Annotated in this window: 17 protein-coding genes, 1 tRNA gene and 1 pseudogene; 9 read left to right on the forward strand and 10 right to left on the reverse strand. The window is 68.3% G+C overall.

All coding sequences use genetic code 11. From position 1 onward, the window contains the following. Positions 1-6: 6 nt before the first annotated feature. Positions 7-597 carry a dihydrofolate reductase family protein gene (locus ACOCEP_RS38640; RefSeq protein WP_482334866.1) on the reverse strand — a complete coding sequence of 197 codons (591 nt, stop codon included), beginning with the start codon at positions 595-597 and terminating at the stop codon, positions 7-9. A gap of 126 nt (positions 598-723) precedes the next feature. Continuing rightward, positions 724-1,785 carry a family 43 glycosylhydrolase gene (locus tag ACOCEP_RS38645; RefSeq protein ID WP_482334868.1) on the reverse strand — a complete coding sequence of 354 codons (1,062 nt, stop codon included), beginning with the start codon at positions 1,783-1,785 and terminating at the stop codon, positions 724-726. Positions 1,786-2,188: 403 nt separating this feature from the next. Here ACOCEP_RS38645 and ACOCEP_RS38650 point away from each other — a divergent pair, with 403 nt between their 5' ends. Next, on the forward strand, positions 2,189-2,521 hold the full coding sequence (locus tag ACOCEP_RS38650) for a hypothetical protein (RefSeq protein WP_482334870.1): 333 nt from the start codon (positions 2,189-2,191) through the stop codon (positions 2,519-2,521). Positions 2,522-2,757: 236 nt separating this feature from the next. Here ACOCEP_RS38650 and ACOCEP_RS38655 read toward each other — a convergent pair whose 3' ends face one another. Then, on the reverse strand, positions 2,758-3,363 hold the full coding sequence (locus ACOCEP_RS38655; RefSeq protein WP_482334872.1) for a TetR/AcrR family transcriptional regulator: 606 nt from the start codon (positions 3,361-3,363) through the stop codon (positions 2,758-2,760). A gap of 54 nt (positions 3,364-3,417) precedes the next feature. Here ACOCEP_RS38655 and ACOCEP_RS38660 point away from each other — a divergent pair, with 54 nt between their 5' ends. Further along, entirely contained in the window at positions 3,418-3,819 is a 402-nt protein-coding gene (locus tag ACOCEP_RS38660; RefSeq protein WP_482334874.1) for a Dabb family protein, read from the forward strand. Positions 3,820-3,890: 71 nt separating this feature from the next. Here ACOCEP_RS38660 and ACOCEP_RS38665 read toward each other — a convergent pair whose 3' ends face one another. Beyond that, positions 3,891-5,177, reverse strand: coding sequence for an ArsB/NhaD family transporter (locus tag ACOCEP_RS38665; RefSeq protein WP_482334876.1), 1,287 nt, complete (start codon positions 5,175-5,177; stop codon positions 3,891-3,893). A 111-nt stretch (positions 5,178-5,288) separates the two neighbouring features. Further along, positions 5,289-5,822 carry a CBS domain-containing protein gene (locus ACOCEP_RS38670; RefSeq protein WP_482334878.1) on the reverse strand — a complete coding sequence of 178 codons (534 nt, stop codon included), beginning with the start codon at positions 5,820-5,822 and terminating at the stop codon, positions 5,289-5,291. Between the two features lie 194 nt (positions 5,823-6,016). Between ACOCEP_RS38670 and ACOCEP_RS38675 the strand changes: the two genes are divergently transcribed. The 4 genes from ACOCEP_RS38675 to ACOCEP_RS38690 are packed head-to-tail and all read left to right on the forward strand — an operon-like array spanning position 6,017 to position 9,075. After that, positions 6,017-6,964, forward strand: a complete 948-nt coding sequence (locus ACOCEP_RS38675) for a HAMP domain-containing sensor histidine kinase (RefSeq protein ID WP_482334880.1) — start codon at positions 6,017-6,019, stop codon at positions 6,962-6,964. Positions 6,965-6,966: 2 nt separating this feature from the next. Then, entirely contained in the window at positions 6,967-7,617 is a 651-nt protein-coding gene (locus ACOCEP_RS38680; protein WP_482334882.1) for a response regulator, read from the forward strand. 13 nt (positions 7,618-7,630) lie between these two features. Continuing rightward, on the forward strand, positions 7,631-8,086 hold the full coding sequence (locus ACOCEP_RS38685) for an NfeD family protein (protein ID WP_482334884.1): 456 nt from the start codon (positions 7,631-7,633) through the stop codon (positions 8,084-8,086). Beyond that, positions 8,065-9,075 (forward strand): SPFH domain-containing protein, encoded by a 1,011-nt coding sequence (locus tag ACOCEP_RS38690; RefSeq protein WP_482334886.1) that lies wholly within the window; start codon positions 8,065-8,067, stop codon positions 9,073-9,075. Before ACOCEP_RS38685 ends, ACOCEP_RS38690 begins: the two co-directional genes overlap by 22 nt. Before the next feature lie 60 nt (positions 9,076-9,135). Here ACOCEP_RS38690 and ACOCEP_RS38695 read toward each other — a convergent pair. The 3 genes and pseudogenes from ACOCEP_RS38695 to ACOCEP_RS38705 all read right to left on the reverse strand — a co-directional run. Then, positions 9,136-9,393: pseudogene (locus tag ACOCEP_RS38695) on the reverse strand (ferritin-like domain-containing protein); the annotation flags it as partial. Between the two features lie 51 nt (positions 9,394-9,444). Continuing rightward, entirely contained in the window at positions 9,445-10,533 is a 1,089-nt protein-coding gene (locus ACOCEP_RS38700) for a winged helix DNA-binding domain-containing protein (RefSeq protein WP_482334887.1), read from the reverse strand. 1 nt (position 10,534) lies between these two features. Then, a complete protein-coding gene (locus tag ACOCEP_RS38705; RefSeq protein WP_482334889.1) occupies positions 10,535-11,695 on the reverse strand; it encodes an epoxide hydrolase family protein in 1,161 nt (386 codons plus the stop codon). 63 nt (positions 11,696-11,758) lie between these two features. On the opposite strand from ACOCEP_RS38705, the gene ACOCEP_RS38710 reads away from it, so the two are divergent. Both ACOCEP_RS38710 and eccCb read left to right on the forward strand, forming a co-directional pair. Further along, positions 11,759-12,718, forward strand: a complete 960-nt coding sequence (locus ACOCEP_RS38710; RefSeq protein WP_482334891.1) for a helix-turn-helix transcriptional regulator — start codon at positions 11,759-11,761, stop codon at positions 12,716-12,718. A gap of 93 nt (positions 12,719-12,811) precedes the next feature. Next, entirely contained in the window at positions 12,812-14,056 is a 1,245-nt protein-coding gene (eccCb, locus tag ACOCEP_RS38715; RefSeq protein WP_482339899.1) for a type VII secretion protein EccCb, read from the forward strand. Between the two features lie 276 nt (positions 14,057-14,332). Here the strand turns inward: eccCb and ACOCEP_RS38720 are convergent. Further along, positions 14,333-14,406 (reverse strand) — tRNA-Leu (locus ACOCEP_RS38720). 172 nt (positions 14,407-14,578) lie between these two features. On the opposite strand from ACOCEP_RS38720, the gene ACOCEP_RS38725 reads away from it, so the two are divergent. Beyond that, positions 14,579-15,190: an ANTAR domain-containing response regulator gene (locus ACOCEP_RS38725; protein ID WP_005157321.1), complete on the forward strand. Its 612-nt coding sequence runs from the start codon at positions 14,579-14,581 to the stop codon at positions 15,188-15,190. 51 nt (positions 15,191-15,241) lie between these two features. Here the strand turns inward: ACOCEP_RS38725 and ACOCEP_RS38730 are convergent, their stop codons facing one another. Beyond that, complete coding sequence (locus ACOCEP_RS38730) at positions 15,242-16,447, reverse strand: alkaline phosphatase (protein WP_482334894.1); 1,206 nt, start codon at positions 16,445-16,447, stop codon at positions 15,242-15,244. Positions 16,448-16,856 lie beyond the last annotated feature (409 nt).

The raw sequence follows: 16,856 nt of genomic DNA on the forward strand, positions 1-16,856 counted from the left end.
GCCGCGTCATCGGCGAGGCCGCGTCGCGTAGCGGGTCATCAGCACACCGCCGGGAAACGTGCGCGTCTCCACGAGGTCCAGGTTCACCCAGCCGTCCAACGCGGTGAAGAACGGCGTGCCGCCGCCCACCAGAACCGGCACGGTGACCAGCACGTACTCGTCGATCAGCCCGGCCCGCATGGCGGCTCCGGCGAGCGTGGCGCCGCCGATGTCCATCGGACCGCCGTCCTCGGCCTTGAGCCGGGTGATCTCGGTGACCGCGTCGCCGGTGACCAGGCGGGTGTTCCAGCCGACCGTGCCGGTCGTCGAGGAGAACACGACCTTCGGCATGTCCCGCCAGCGCCCGGCGTACTCGATCTCCGCCGGGGTCGCGCCGGGCCGCTGGTCGGCGGTCGGCCAAGGGGAGCTCATCGCCTCCCACAGCTTGCGCCCGTACAGCGCGAGCCCCGTCGCCGCCACCCGGTCGGACCACCACTGGAACAACTCGTCGCTCGGCGACGAGTCCGGGCCCTCACCTCCGCTCCAGCCGAGGTCGTCGCCGGGCGCGGCGATGTAGCCGTCCAGGGTCACATTCATCGCGAAGGTCAGTTTCCGCATGGTGTCAGCCTCTCCGTGAGCCGGTCTCCCTCGTACAGACGGGAGCGGCGCGGAAAACTGATCGGTGAACGGCGCGTTCACGGTGCTGAGCAGGCGAACGCGCCGTTCGGTCCGCGTCAGGTGCGGTCAGCTGAGGTAGAAGCCGCCGTCGTTGCGGAGGACCGTCGCCACGATCGGGAACCGGCGGCTGCCGTTCCACCAGTGGTAGACCGCGTGGTACTGGCCGTTCGCCGCCTGGAAGAAGTCCATCCCGCCCGGGCCGGGGTGGTTGCCGGGAAGGCCGCGGTAGGGGTTGAGGCCCCCGGTGCCGGTGTACCCGAAGTACGGCCGCTCGCCCCCGTTCTGCCGCGGCGTGCAGCGTGTCGACGGGAGCGGGCCGGTGCCGCACCTGGCGATGCCGGTCGCGTACCGCGCGCTGTCCCAGTTGTTGCCGGAGTAGGCCAGGTACCAGTAACCGTCGGCGGACTTGAACATCGACGGGTTCTCGACCACGTGCGTGCCGCCGCTCATCCGGATGGTCTCCCAGCCGATGTCGGTGCTCTTCAACGCGTCCCGGCGGGTGTCCCAGTCCGCCATGCCGTTGGAGTGGGTGCGCACGATCGAGATGCCGGTCTCCGGGTACGAGGTGATCGCGTCGTCCCGGTAGGCGACGTACATGGAGCTGCCCGAGACGAACGGGTTCGCGTCGATGGCCCAGCGGCCGCTGCCCGGGCACGCCCACTCGACGGGGTTGGTGAACGGTCCCCGCGCGCTGCCCGAGACGGCGCGGCCGAGGCATTTCTGGCCGCTTCCCCGCTTGGACGCGGTGTAGTACATGAAGTAGGTGTCGCCGAAGCGGACGACGCCGGGCGCCCAGACGTTGCCCTCCGCCCAGCTACCCGGCCCGTTGGGCAGCGCGTCGGCGGACGCGCAGGTGCCCACACCGACGGTGTTGCCGGAGCCGTGCACGAGCACCGGCACGAACAGGTGGCCGGTCACGCCGCACCGGGCACCGACACCGGCGCCGATCGAGGTGCCGTAGGTGACGTAAGAGCCGTCCTTCGCCTGGACGGTGTCCGGGTCGGCGAGCGGGAACGTCGACTCGGCGGCCGCGGCCGAGACACCGTCGGCCGCGGCGGCGGTGCCGACCGCCGTGACGGTAGCCGCGGCGGTCGTCGCGAGCACACCGGCCACGAGTAATCTGGTCATCCATCTGCGCATACTGAATCCCTTACTAGGCAAGGAAAGTCACGGTAGAGACGGCAAGCCCCGCCGAGCACAGGTGACCGGCCTCCCCGGTTACTTGTGCACGGACAAGTACGCCAGTCGGAAAACTAGGTGACCCCCCGTCGCCGACGCGACCGAAAGCGCGGAAACTGCCGCTCGATACATCCGTACGGCCCATCCGGCGGAGCCGTCGGACCACCACGGCGACGTCGAAGTCACCGGCGCGGGCGGCACGGGAAACCGGCGGTACCGGCCGGGCGAGGGACCGGTCTCGCGGGCGCCCATACCGCTACCAGCGCTTTTGCGGCCTCCCGCAAAAGTATCGCGCTCCTGGCCCATGCCAGGGAGGCTGCTTCTCCAACCAGCACCATTCGGGGAGGAAGTCATGCGATTTCGTCGGTTCAGCACCGTGTGCGCGGTATTCGGCGCGTTGACCACCGCGGCGGTCGCCGTTCCCGCGACGGCACAGGCCGCCGTCGGCAGCTGCAGTAGCACGTGGATCACCGAAGGCGGCTACAACGTGGGAGCACGGGGTGCTTGCCACTCCGGAACCGGAACGTTCAGGACGGTGATCACATGCGCCTGGAAGGGATATGAGTACTCCGAAGAGGGCAACCTCGGCTCCCGCCGGGTATCCGGGACCACGGCGATCGTGAAGTTCTCCATCGCGAAGTGCGAACCGGGCGAATACGCGATCCGGAAGTCCGTGGCCGCGTAGCCGCGCGAAAGGGTGTTCGTCACCACGGAACGTCGTCGAGGCGAACACCCTCCAGGACTCGCGGGGCGACCCGACTCATTTCCCCGGAAACTCGTTCCCGATCCGCCGGCTGCCGAAGCACCGCCGACGCGTTGTGAATGTCGACGGTCCAGAACGGCGTCCTACCCAGCTTCGGCGCCGCGGTCTCACCAGCTGGACTGTGAGCTATCCGGCACTGCAAGTCCTTTTTGGACACTTCATGGGACGTAGGCGCGCACGAAGGTGTCGACGGCGGCCGCCGCGATACCGTCGAGTTCGTCCTCCGGGAGTGCGCGAGCGCCCAGTCGGGAGCGGGATTCCAGCGGTCCGATCAGCAGAGCGAGGAACTGCTCGGCGGCACTGGCCGGGTCGCAGGAGCGAAGAGCGCCGGAAAGGGCGAGGCGGGCGAACCGGTCGGCCAAGGCGTCGGTCAGGTGTACCGACGTGCGCTCCTGCATGGTGACCGCCAGCTCCGGGAACATGGCCAGCTCGGCGTAGGCCAGTGACCGCAGCGCGTGCGAACGCTCGTCGGAGCAGATCCGCAGCAGCCGGGACGCGGCGTTTCCGAGTGCCGCGCGGACATCGGTCCCCACGTCGCGCAGTGGTTCGACGGCGTCGAGCGATTCGGCGGCGACTCCGTCGGCGGCGGCCGCCATCGCGCCGCGGAACAACGTCTCCTTGTCGCTGAAGTGGTTGTACACGGTGGGTTTCGCGACGTTCGCCTCGTCCGCGATCTGCTGGACGGACGCCCGGGCGTACCCATGGCGCGCGAAGACCGTGAAGGCCACGTCCAAGATCGCTTGGCGTTTGCCGGCATTGCGCATGAACCCATCCGTTCACTATTTTGAACTTGCAGGTTCAAAGTAGAGGAGGAAGTCTTGATCGTCCAGTTCATGCGCTTCGCGTTCCGCGAGGAGAGCACCGACGAGCAGAAGACCCGCGCCTTGGCACTGATCCGCCGGACCGCGGCGGTGGAGCCGGTGGCGTTCTCCACGGTCGGCAGGCTTCTCGGCGATCCGGCCGACGGCTTCACCCACGGCTATTCCTTCGGCCTCGCCGACCTCGACGCGTTCGAGCGCTACATGTACGACCCCGTCCATCTGGCCGGAGACCCGGAGATCCTCCCGCACTACGCCAAGCTGCACGTCGGTCTCGCCGTTTCCGACGATCCCGATCCGGAGCTGGCCGCGAAGATCACCTCCGTCTACCAAGGCAAGCTCGCCAGGTATCCCGAGTGGGAACGGCTGATGGCGGCGATCCCCGAAGTCCGGTTCGGCTGACCGGGGACCACGGCCTTCCTCCATGGCGGGCGTAATCCAGGCGAGTACCTGAAGAATCTCGCTTTCCGCCATCAGGTGAAGTAGCGAAGCCAGACGTAGCCCCAGGCCATCACCGTGCTCAGCACCGTGACGACGATGCCGTACTTCGTGAACTGCCAGAACGTGATCCGATGCCCGGACCGGGCGGCGATACCGAGCGCCACGACGTTCGCGCTGGCCGCGACCGCGGTCCCGTTGCCCCCGAAGTCGGCTCCGAGGGCGAAGGACCACCAGAGTGCCTGCCCGGTCTGCGGATCGGGGACGTCGGCGACCATTCCTTCGACGATCGGGCTCATCGTCGCCACGTACGGGATGTTGTCGAAGAAGGCGCCGAGAACACCGGAGCCGAACAGCAGCGCGGTGGCGGCGAGGAAGTGGTTGTCGCCGAAACCCTGGATCACCCAGCCGCCGATGGTCTCGATGACGCCGGTGTGCACCAGGCCCGCGACCATCACGAACAATCCCATGAAGAACACGAGGGTGCGCCATTCGACCTCGCGCAGCACGTCGCCGACGTCGGCCTTGGTGACCAGGAGCATCAGGCCCGCCCCGACCATGGCGATGACGGCCGGGTCGAGATGGGCGACGGCGTGCAGGCTGAATCCGGCGACCACGATCGCGAACACGACCAGGCAGCGCCGCAGCATGGCCGGGTCGGTGATCGCACGCCGTTCCTGCAACGCCATCACGGCGGCGACGCGTTCGGGGTTGTACTGGAACGATGTGCGGAAGAGCACTCGTGTCAGCAGCACGAACGCGGCGAAGATGATCACCACGATCGGCGTCATGTGCACGAGGAAGTCGGTGAAGGTGAGTCCGGCCCGGCTGCCGATGATGATGTTCGGCGGGTCCCCGATCAGGGTCGCGGCGCCGCCGATGTTGGACGCCAGCACCTCGGCGATGAGGTACGGCTGCGCGGGGATCCGCAGGCGGTTGCACAGCACGATCGTCACCGGCGCGACGAGCATGATCGTGGTGACGTTGTCCAGGAACGGCGACGCGACCGCGGTGATGCCCATCAGCATGACCATCAGGCGATACGGCTTGCCGCGGGCCTTCTTGGCCGACCAGATCGCGAGGTAGTCGAAGATCCCGGTCTGTTTGACGATGCCGACGATGATCATCATGCCGAACAGCAGGAAGATGACGTTCCAGTCGATCCCCGCGTGTTCGGAGAAGAACACCTCCGCGCCGGGGATCAGTTGCAGGACGGCCATCAGCGCCGAGGCGACGAGCACGACCTTGACCTTGTCGGCCTTCTCGGTGGCGATGAAATAGAAGGCGACGAGGAAGATCGTGAGGGCGAGGACGGCGCTCACCGGCGGCATCCCGGCGGTCCGGCCTGGCCGGTCGTGAGGTGGCAGGAGCCGCGATGGCGGACAGGCGAGGACGAGCGCACGGAACCGACCTTTCGAACGTGGAGGAACGCGCTAGTCGCCGATGCCGAACACGGCGAGGCCGGTGATCAGGCGTTCGAGGGTGACAGCGCCGATCAGGACGCCGTGGTCGTCGACGACCGCGACGAGCGGACTGTGCTGGCGGGCCATGAGCGCCGCGATCTCCAGCAGGGTGGCGTCGGCGCGGACGATCACCGGTTTCACCGCGCGGTGCGCCGCGCAATCGCGGACGGTGAGGTTGCCCAGTTCACGCCAGAACTCGTCGGCATGTTCCTCGTCGACGGCGCGGACGAGCGCGGGATCGTCCTGATAGGACCCGGGGACGGCGAGACGCAGCACCTGGGTTCCCGGCAGGACCATGCGCGGCCTCGACAGGTGGTCGACCACGATCAGCCCCGGCAGCCTGCTGACCGCCATCACCCGGATCGCCTGCGTCACCGGGTCGTCCGCGGTGACGGTCGGCACGGTGATCGCGATATCGCTGGCGCGCATGGCATCAACCCGTTCGGCGTGGCTGGTCAGGGGTTCGCCTTCCCCGGTCTTCGAGCCGGTGACCACGGGGCTCACCTCGGTTCCCTGATCTCGATGCTGGGACGGGAATCAGTCTTTCCGCGCCGCCGAACGGGAACCATCGGTGCCGGCACCCATTTCCGGCGGGGGACACCATGTACGCGGATGGGTGCCGGCCCGGATGGACACGGCCGGGGTCCGCCCGGCAACCTGGCGGTACGGATCATCGCGACCCGGGAAAGGAGCGCACCGTGTCCTTGTTCTGGCGGATCTTCCTGCTCAACGCGGCGGTGCTGCTCGTGGCGATGGTGCTGCTCCTGCTCGGCCCGGTCACCGTGTCCACCCCGGTGCTGTTCACCGAAGCGATGATCGTGACCGGCGGGCTCGCCGCGATGCTCATCGCCAACGCGGTGCTGCTGCGGGTCGGGCTCGCCCCGCTGAAACGGCTCACGCGCGCCATGACCACCACGGATCTGCTGCGGCCCGGTCCCCGCACCGCGGTCACCGGGCACGACGGGATCGCCGACCTGATCGAGACGTTCAACAGCATGCTCGACCGGCTGGAGGCCGAACGGGGTGACAGCGCGGCGCGGGCGTTGACCGCGCAGGAGGACGAACGCCGCCGGGTCGCCCAGGAACTGCACGACGAGGTCGGCCAGACGCTCACCGCGGTCCTGCTGGAACTGAAACGGGTGGCCGACCACGCACCTGCCCCGGTCCGCGACGAACTGCGACAGGTGCAGGAGACCACCCGCGGCAGCCTCGACGAGATCCGCCGCATCGCACGGCGGCTGCGGCCCGGCGACCTGGAGCAACTGGGCCTGATCAGCGCGTTGAAGGCGCTGACGACCGAAATCTCCGGGCACAGCGACCTGGCCGTGCGCCGCCGGTTCGACCCCGACCTGCCGGAACTGGGAGAAGAAGCCGAACTGGTCGTCTACCGGGTCGCGCAGGAGGCCATCACCAACACCGCCCGCCACGCCGGCGCCCGGACCCTCGAAGTCGCCCTGACCAGGGCCGACGACGGTGTCCGGCTGCGGATCCGCGACGACGGCCGCGGGCTTGGCACCGCCGGCGAGGGGGCAGGGATCCGCGGGATGCGGGAACGGGCCCTGCTCGTCGGCGCCGAACTCGTCGTCGGTCCCGGCCCGCGCGGCGGCACCGAAGTCCGACTGCACGTTCCGATCGGGAGCCGATGACCATGCCGTCCACCCGTGTGCTCCTGGCCGACGACCACTCCCTGGTCCGTCGCGGCGTCCGCCTGATACTCGACAACGAACCGGATCTGACCGTGGTCGCCGAAGCGGGCGACGGTGCCGAGGCGATCGAACGCGCCCGCGCGGACCGGCCCGATCTGGCCATCCTCGACATCGCGATGCCGCGCCTGACCGGGCTGCAGGCCGCGCGCGAACTTTCCCGGCTCCAGCCCGATCTGCGGATCCTCATCCTCACCATGTACGACAACGAGCAGTACTTCTTCGAGGCGCTCAAAGCCGGCGCGTCGGGGTACGTGCTCAAATCCGTCGCCGACCGCGACCTGGTGGAGGCCTGCCGCGCGGCCATGCGCGGCGAGCCCTTCCTCTATCCAGGAGCCGTGAACGCCCTGATCCGCAACTACCTCGACCGCGCCCGCGACGGCGCCGAACTACCGGCCAAGGCCATCACCGACCGGGAGGAGGAGATCCTCAAACTCGTCGCGGAAGGCCACTCCTCCAGGGAGATCGCCGACCTGCTCGTCATCAGCGTCAAGACCGTCGAGCGGCATCGGGCGAACCTGCTGCACAAACTCGGGCTGAAGGACCGGCTCGAACTCACCCGCTACGCCATCCGCGCCGGGCTCATCGAGCCGTGAACGGAGGTCGCTCATGGACGACTGGGTCATCTGGCTGATCTTCGCCGTGATCCTCGGGGTCGCGGAAGCCTTCAGCGTGACCGCCGCGCTCGGCATTCTCGGTGGCGCGGCACTCCTCACCGCGGGCGCGGCCGCCATCGGGCTACCACTGGCCGGTCAGCTGCTGGTGTTCATCGTGGTCTCGACCGTGGGTGTCGTGCTGATCCGGCCGATCGCCCTGAGACAGCTGCAGCACCCGCAACTCGCGCGATTCGGAATCGACGCCCTGGTCGGGAAACCGGCGACCGTCCTCGAAGACGTGTCCGATGTGGACGGACGAGTCCGGCTGGCCGGTGAGGAATGGACCGCCCGCGCCTACGACGGGACACCGGTGATCCCGGCGGGTTCGGTCGTGGACGTCATGGAGGTCCGAGGAAGCACTGTCCTCGTCTACCCACGGGAGGGACCATGGAAATCTCCGCCGCCCTGATCGCGACCATGGTGGTCGCCCTGCTCGCCGTCGTCACCGTGCTGCGAGCCGTACGCATCGTGCCGCAAGCCAGAGCCCGCAACGTGGAACGGCTCGGCCGCTACCACCGGACGCTGTCCCCCGGGCTCAACTTCGTCATCCCGTACATCGATCGGGTGTACCCGAAAATCGACCTCCGCGAACAGGTCGTGTCCTTCGAACCGCGGCCGGTGATCACCGAGGACAACCTCGTCGTCGAGATCGACACGGTGCTCTACTTCCAGGTCACCGACCCGCGCGCGGCCGCCTACGAAATCGCCAGTTTCCTGCAGGCCGTGGAACAACTCACCGTGACGACCCTGCGCAACGTCGTCGGCTCCATGGACCTCGAACGCACACTGACATCTCGCGACACCATCAACAGCCAGCTGCGCGGCGTCCTCGACGACGCGACCGGCAAATGGGGCCTGCGGGTCAACCGGGTCGAGATCAAGGCGATCGACCCGCCGGCGACCATCAAGGACGCCATGGAGAAGCAAATGCGCGCGGAACGGGCGAAACGCGCCGCGATCCTGGCGGCCGAGGGACAGCGTCAATCCCAGATCCTCACCGCCGAAGGCGACAAACAGGCCGCCGTGCTGCGCGCAGAAGGAAACCGGACGGCCGAGATCCTCAAGGCCGAAGGCGAAGCGCGCGCCATCGATCAGGTCTTCCAGGCCGTGCACCGCAACGACGCCGACCCGAAACTGCTCGCGTACCAATACCTGCAGACCCTGCCGCAATTGGCCCAGGGCGAGGGAAACACGTTCTTCGTCATTCCCAGCGAGGTCACTTCCGCGCTGAAGAACGTTTCTCGCGCCTTCGCCGAGAATCTGCCGCGGTCGCCTGCCATCCGGAACGAGGATGACGGCCCGGCCGCCGCGGCACGGGAAGACACCGCCAAAGCCGCCGAAGCCGTCGCGGATGCCGTGGCCGTCGCGGTGGCGACCGAGACGTCGCGTCAGACCTGACCGCCTCGTGAGCGGAGGGCCGGCGCGCGGTCGCACCGGCCCTCCGGGAAAGTCAGCGGATCAGCCGTTGGCGGCGCTGGTGTTGACGTCTCCGTTGCCGTCGGTGGGCACGATGTTCGCGCGGCCGTTCTTGTCGACGACACCCTGGTCGAGGTCGGTCGTGCCGTCGAGGCTGTCGCGTGCGTTGGAAAGTTTGACACTGGCTTCGCGGAGGTCGCGGCCGAGCAGCCCGAGTCCGAGAATGCCGCCGGAGTGCTGGTAGAGCGCCGTGCGGACGTTGGCCGCGTGGTAGGCCTCGACCGCGAGGATCGTCGCACTGTGGCGTCACCATGATCAGTCTCGAACTCTCGGCATTTCCTCGTCTGTGGGCTATTCGCTGAACTGGACGCCGTGAACGGCGCCGGGAGCGGCGAACTCCAGTAGCCGCAGGGCTTCGGCTTCGATGGCTTCTCGGTCGGTAGCGGAGATCGAGCGCAGCGGTACGACGGTGAGCGCCCCTGTGTGGTCCTTCGTCCAGGTCGCGGCCACCGTGCCGTCGACGAGCACGGTGGCCGCGACCGCCGCGCCCTGGCAGACCTGACGCCGGATCGGTTCGGTCATCACGCGCGTGCGGTCGGCGTGGGCGAGCAGGGTCGCGTCGAACTCCGCGAGGAGCCGGACGGGCGCGGGCAGATCCGGCGAAGGGATCTCGTGGTCCGGCAGGTCGAACAGTTCGCGCCCCGCTTCGTCGGTGTATGTCCGCAGTTCCGGCCGCAGCTGTTCGAAGACCTCACGCAGTCCGCTCACCCCGGACCAGGTCCGGGCGTCGGCGACGGTGGCCGGCCCGAACGCGGCGAGGTAGCGCCGGATCAGCTCGCGCACGTCGTCGGCGGTGGCGGCTTCGGGTACACCGGGAAAGACGGCGAACGGGGTCGCGCCGCGTTTGCCCCACGTCCCGCTCGGGGCGGGGTGCACCAGCGCGAGCAGATACTGCACGGTCCAGCCGAGCGCCTGCGCGTCGGCGCCCGGCCGGGTTCGCGCGAGCGCCCGCCCCAGCTCGGGCCGGGTGAGAACGCCTCCGCCGAGCAGCTCGGCCGCGTCGGCGACCAGTTCGCCGAGGTCCACGCCGGTGGTGCGGCCGCCGAAGGCGTTGCGTTGCACCCGCCGCAGCAGCGGCGCCAGCACCGGGCGGACCAGCCGGAAGTCGGCCGCCGACATCAGGTGCTGGGTGGCCCGCATCATCGTGGACCGCACCAGGACGCCTCGCTCGATGGCGACGGTGAGGTCCTGGATCGCGAATCGTTCGAGCCGGTTCCAGAGCGCGAAATACGCGAGGTCCGGGTCCTGCGCGTTCAGCCCGAAGAGATGCTCGGTCGCCTCGGACACCCCGAGATCGACACGGCCGAGGAGAAGTTGCCTGCTGAGAAGGGCGCGGTTGAGCGCCCGCGGGCTCAGCACCGCGGTCCCGCGGGCGCCCATCTCAGCGCACCTTCCGGAAGAACACGCGGACGTCGTCGACGAGTGCGGCGGGCGCCTCCATGGCGAGGAAGTGCCCGCCGTGGCCGAGTTCGGTCCAGTGCACGATGTGGTGATCGCGCTCGGCCCAGCGACGAACGGTCACGTCGTGCGCGGACACGAGCACACCGGTGGGCACGGTCGGCGCCGCAGCACCCCAGTCACCGGAGTCGCCGCCGCTCCAGTCGTTCGCCGAGATCTCCTCGTAGTAGATCTGAGCGGCCGAACCGGCGGTGCCGGTGAACCAGTACAGCGAGATCGTGGCGAGCATGCGGTCGCGATCCACGCATTCCTCGGGCAGCGCGTCTTCGGGCATCGTCAGTTCCTTGAACTTCTCCACGATCCACGCGAGCTGACCGGCGGGCGAATCGTGCAGGCCGTAGGCCACCGTCTGCGGACGCTTGGAGTTGCACTGCAGGTAGCCGTCGTTGAAGTCCTGCATCGACTCCCAGCGGCGCTGGTCGGCCTCGGGGAGATCGTCCAGTTCGCCCTCGACGCCGATCGGGAACGTGATCATCGCGGTGAGGTGCACGCCGAGCACGTGCCCCGGATCCTGCTTGCCGATCTCCGGCGCGACCCACGAACCCGTGTCGTAGCCGTGCACGCCGTACCGCTCGTAGCCGAGCGCGGCCATCAGCCGGGCGAACAGGCCCGCCATCTTCGCGGCGCTCATCCCAGGTCCGGCCAGCGGCGTGGAGAACCCGAACCCCGGCAAGGACGGGATCACCAGGTGGAAGGCGTCGGCCGGGTCTCCCCCGTGCGCCCGCGGGTCCGAAAGCGGCCCGATCACGTCGAGGAAGTCGGTCACCCCGCCCGGCCACCCGTGCAGCAGGACCAGCGGCGTGGCGTCCTGTTCCGGCGAGCGCACGTGGAGGAAGTGCAGGCGCTGGCCGTCGATGGTGGTGACGAACTGCGGGTGGGCGTTGAGCGCGGCCTCCTGCGCCCGCCAGTCGAAACCGGTGCGCCAGTACTCGGCGAGTCCGGCGAGGTAACCGGCGGGCACACCCCGGCTCCAGCCGACGTCCGGCAGTTCGCTCGGCCAGCGGGTGGCGGCCAGGCGCGTGGCGAGGTCGTCGAGGTCGGCCTGCGGGATGTCGATCGAGAAAGGGTGGATGTCCTGTGTCATGAGGACCACGCTAGAACCCGGTTAGGACAACTTCGGTCCTAACCGGACGGCAGAATGAAAACCATGCTGGAAACCTCCGCACGACTGCTGAAGCTTCTGTCGCTGCTGCAGACCCACCGCGACTGGCCGGGTACCGACCTGGCCGAACGCCTCGGCGTCACCACGCGGACCGTGCGACGGGACGTCGAGCGCCTGCGGGAACTCGGCTACCCGGTGCACGCGCTCCAAGGCACACCCGGCTACCGGCTCGGCGCGGGCGCGTCCCTGCCACCGCTGCTGCTCGACGACGACGAAGCCGTCGCGGTGGCCGTCGGACTGCGCACCGCCACGAGCAGCTCGGTCACCGGTATCGAGGAGACGGCGTTGCGCGCGCTCACCAAGCTGGAGCAGGTGCTGCCGTCGCGGCTTCGGCATCGGGTGAACACCCTCCAGACCGCGACCGTGCGCGCCGGGGTGGCGCCCGGCCCGAAGATCTCGGCGGACACGCTGATGACCATCGCGAACGCGTGCCGCCACCACGAACGCCTGCGCTTCGACTACGTCAGCCCACGCGGCGGTGCTTCCCGGCGGCACGCCGAGCCCTACCGCCTGGTCCACTTCGGCAGGCACTGGTACCTCGTCGCCTTCGACGTCGACCGCGACGACTGGCGCACCTTCCGCGTCGATCGCCTCACCCCGCGACCGGCCACCGGCGCCCGGTTCACGCCCCGCGAGCCGCCGTTCGACGACGTCGCGGCCTATCTGGCGCAGCAGCTCTCCGCGCGCGCCTGGCCGTACCAGGCGACGGTCGAGCTGCACGAATCGGCCGACGCGGTGGCCGACCGGGTATGGCCGGGGATGGGCGCCGTCGAGGCCGTCGACGAGCACCGCTGCCTCCTGCACCTCGGCGCTCCGACGACGTCCGACCTGGTGTGGATGATCACCTCGGTACAGACCGACTTCACCCTGGTCAGCGGACCACCGGAACTCGAAGACGCGCTCCGGCAACAGGCGGAACGATGTCTGCGCGCGATCGAGGCTTGACCTGGCAGCGCCGCAGAGGCTCACCAGAATGTCGTCGACGACATCCACACGACATGGCCGGCGAGATAACAGCACGAATCGTGAGACCCTAATATCGCCCAGTTTCGACGGCTCCGGGAGATGGGCAAGCTCCCTCCAGGCAACAACGCTGACATTTTCCTGATCATCGACGGCTGGGACCAGTTCAGTCAGGAGTTCCAGGCCCTCCCTCAGGTCGTCAGAAAGATCGCCAGCGCCGGGCTGGACATGGGGGTACATGTCGCGATCACCGCCAGGCACTGGTCGGAAGTACCACCGGAAATCGACCGATTGCTCCAAGCCCGCGTAGAACTGGTGCTCCCCGATCCGACGGAATCGAAGATCGCCCCAGACCTCGCTGCCACCCTTCCGGATCGCGCAGGCTGGGGACTGTATGACGGGATGCGGTTTCTCACTGCGTTACCACAAGTGGCCGAAGCTGACGATGATCTCCAGAGCGTCATCGACAAACTCGAAACGGTCTTACTCGGCAACGTATCGGAAGTGGTCACCTACGAAGAGGTTCTCAAGTCGGACTCGAAACGCGACTCCAAGTTGGTGCCGATCGGTGTCAACGAGGAAGATCGGCTGCCCGTCTACCTCGACTTCGCCGCCGATTCGCACTTCTACGCGTTCGCGGACGGCGAGTCGGGCAAGACGAACCTGCTGCGCCAGATCACCAGGGGCATCACCGAGCGGTACACGACGCAGGAGGCAGTCATCATCCTCGTCGGCTACCGGCGCACGATGCTCGGCTTCGTCGGCGGGGACCAGCTGCTCGGCTACGCGGTGTCCGCCGCGCAGCCGGAGAGCATGGTCAAGGACGTGCACGGGTCGATGACCCGGCGCCTCCCCGGTCCGGACGTCACGCAGGAACAGCTCAAGACGCGGTCCTGGTGGACCGGTCCCGAGCTGTTCGTCATCGTCGACGACTACGACCTGGTCGCCACGCAGACGAGCAACCCGCTGAAGCCACTCGTCGAATTCCTTGCGCAGTCCAAAGACGTCGGGCTCCATCTGGTTGTCGCACGGCGGACCGGCGGCGGCGCAAGATCACTCGCCGACGAGGTCATCAGCAGGCTGGGAGAACTCCGTGTACCCGGCATGGTGATGAACGGATCCCCGAACGAGGGCGCACTGATCGAAGTCCTCGAACCCACCGAACTGCCACCTGGCGGCGGAACCTTGTTCAACCTCCGGCACGGTACGCGAGCCGTCCGGATTGCATGGACCGATCCGAACACCAAGGTTCCTGAGAAGCCAGGAAACCCAGGTCAGCTACCGAGTAAGCGACGGGAGCTCGATTCAATACGGGCCTAGGGCAAGACACGGACACCACCTGCGCACTCAGGATCCCCGCCAATCCATCCTGCGCCAGCTCGGCAACTCCAAGGCCGCCATCCCCGAATCCTGGGTGATCGTCGCGCACTTCCACGACGTCGAGTCTGGACGCATGGACCTCGCATCCCGCGGACGCGGCGAGAACTACGAACGATTCGATCGCACGCGTCGCCCGACGAGCCTTCGAAGGCCTGTCGGTCGAGCGCGAACTCGAGCGAAACGAAGCCGCGCCTGAGCTTGTGGGGATGTTGTCTGTGCCCCCGGTGAGATTCGAACTCACACTGGACGGGTTTTGAATCCGTTGCCTCTGCCAGTTGGGCTACGGGGGCGGTGCCCGGTGAACTTTACGGGATCACGGGTGCGCGCCTTCCGCCGGGCCTGGAGTGTGATGCCCGTCTGACGTGGTGAACGCCATCTAGCCGTCTGGATCGTTCCCGGTAGGCTTCAGGTTCGCGGACAGACCGCGAGCCGAACTGCCCGACGACCTTCAGGAGGACCCCGGTGACCGAGCAGGCTGCCGAGGCCAATGGTGCCGTCGCCGCACCCCAGCGGCGGGTGCTCGTGGCCGAAGACGAGGCCCTCATCCGGCTGGATCTCGTCGAGATGCTCCGCGAAGAGGGTTACGAGGTGGTCGGTGAGGCCGGAGATGGCGAGCAGGCCATCAACCTGGCCACCGAACTGAAGCCCGACCTGGTGATCCTCGACGTCAAGATGCCCAAGCTCGACGGTATCGAGGCCGCCTCCAAGATCACCGGCGACCGGATCGCGCCGGTCGTCATCCTGACCGCGTTCAGCCAGCGCGACCTCGTCGAGCGGGCCAGGGACGCCGGCACGATGGCCTACCTGGTCAAGCCGTTCGCCAAGCGTGACCTGGTGCCCGCCATCGAGCTCGCCGTGAGCCGGTTCGCCGAGCTCCAGGCACTCGAGTCCGAGGTCGCGGGCCTCACGGACCGGCTCGAGACGCGCAAGGTCATCGACCGCGCCAAGGGCCTGCTGATGAGCCGTCAGGGACTCACCGAACCGGACGCCTTCCGCTGGATCCAGCGCACCGCGATGGACCGCCGGACCACGATGAAGGCGGTCGCCGAGGCGGTCGTCGAAAGCATCGGCTGACCGAAACACCCGTGAAGGCCACCTCCGTCGCCGGAGGTGGCCTTTTCCGGTTCAGAGGCCGCTCGCCGCCCGCATCACCCAGTGGACGTCGGTGTTCTCGACCGTGCCACCCAGTCGGGTGGCGCCGGGGCCTTCGGCCGTGACCGGGGTGTCGGAGCCGGTGTGGTCGTGGGTCGTCCAGTCGACGGTGAACCGGAGCTTCGAACCCGGGACGTCGAACGGTCCGTCCTGGTCGGGGTCGGTATCGGCGGCGTCGTGGTTCTCGATCGCCAGCCCACCGGTCTCGTGGTCGCCGCCGATGATCACCAGCGTGTCGGGATGCGTGCGGACGAACCGCATGACCTCGGCGACGGTGGCGTCGAGCGCGCGACCCGCGTCGATCACGCCGTGCGCGTTGTTCTCGTGCGACATCCCATCGGTCCCCTCTTCCTCCAGGAACAGGAAGAAACCGCGCGGGTTCTCGGAGAGGATGTCCAGCGCCTTGCGCGCCATCTGCTGGAGCGGCACCCGCGGCGCGTACTTCCCGACGCCGTCCGGGCCGTAGTCGACCATGTCCTCGTTCGCGAACAGGCCGAGGATCCGGTTCGCGCGCGTCTTCCGCAGCTCGTCGCCGTCACGCACGTAGGTGTAGCCCGTTCGCCGCGCGCGTTCGACCAGGTCGCCGTACGGGCTGCGGCTCTCCTCGCCCGGCTTGTCCGGCCAGAGCCCGGGGTTCCCCTTCGGATACCACCAGTCCTCGCCCCCGCCGAGCAGGACGTCCGGGCGGCTGTCCTCGATGTACTGCTTCGCGATGTCGCTCTGCGAGTCCCGGCTGGGCACGTGCGCCGCGAAGGCCGCGGGAGACGCGCCGGTCACCTGCGCGGTCGTCACCAGGCCGGTCGACTTCCCCGCCCGTTTCGCCCGTTCGAGGATCGTCTCCAGCGGGCGACCGTGCGCGTCCACGCCGACCGCGCCGTTGCGCGTCTTGTGCCCGGTCGCGAGGGCGGTGGCCGCGGCGGCCGAGTCGGTGACGATCTCGCCGGGGTCGGCCGAGGACGTCCGCACGAGACCGGTGACGGCGAGCCCGTCCATCGCCAGCTCGCCGTTCTTGCCCTTGAGCGCCAGGCGGAGCAGGTCGCGCTGGCCGAGGCCGAGGCCGTCGCCCTGGATGTAGATGATGTTGCGCGCCGAGCGCGCCGTCGTCGTGTCCGCGACGGCGGCCGAACCACCGCACAGGACCACCAGAACCGTCGCCGCCGCCAGACCACGTCCGCGCATTGTCGCCTCCATTAGTTAGGAATCTTTCCTAACAGAGAAGTGACCCGAAGACCAGGGGGCCCGGCTTGGCGAGGATCCGGCCGACGTGGATCTTCACCGGCCGATCGAGACAGGTGGTGTCGACGCCGTCGAGCACCATGCGCGGACCTTCTTCGGGCGCCGGGCGCGCTTGCGGGCACGCGTCGGTGTACTGCCGGTTGCTCGGGACCTCCGGGAGCGACGTCCCCGACCACGCAGACGGGTGTGTTCGCCACGGCCTTGATCACCGGAAGGATGCATTCGGCCCGTCCACTGTGGTCACCGGCGACCGAAAGACATACCCGCGATCGGTGAGATCCAGACCACACGATCGGGTCGTGACGATCTTCGCGCGACTGGGTCTATTGAGTGTGGGAGCGAAGAACTTCCA

The sequence above is a fragment of the Amycolatopsis sp. CA-211722 genome (assembly GCF_056828465.1).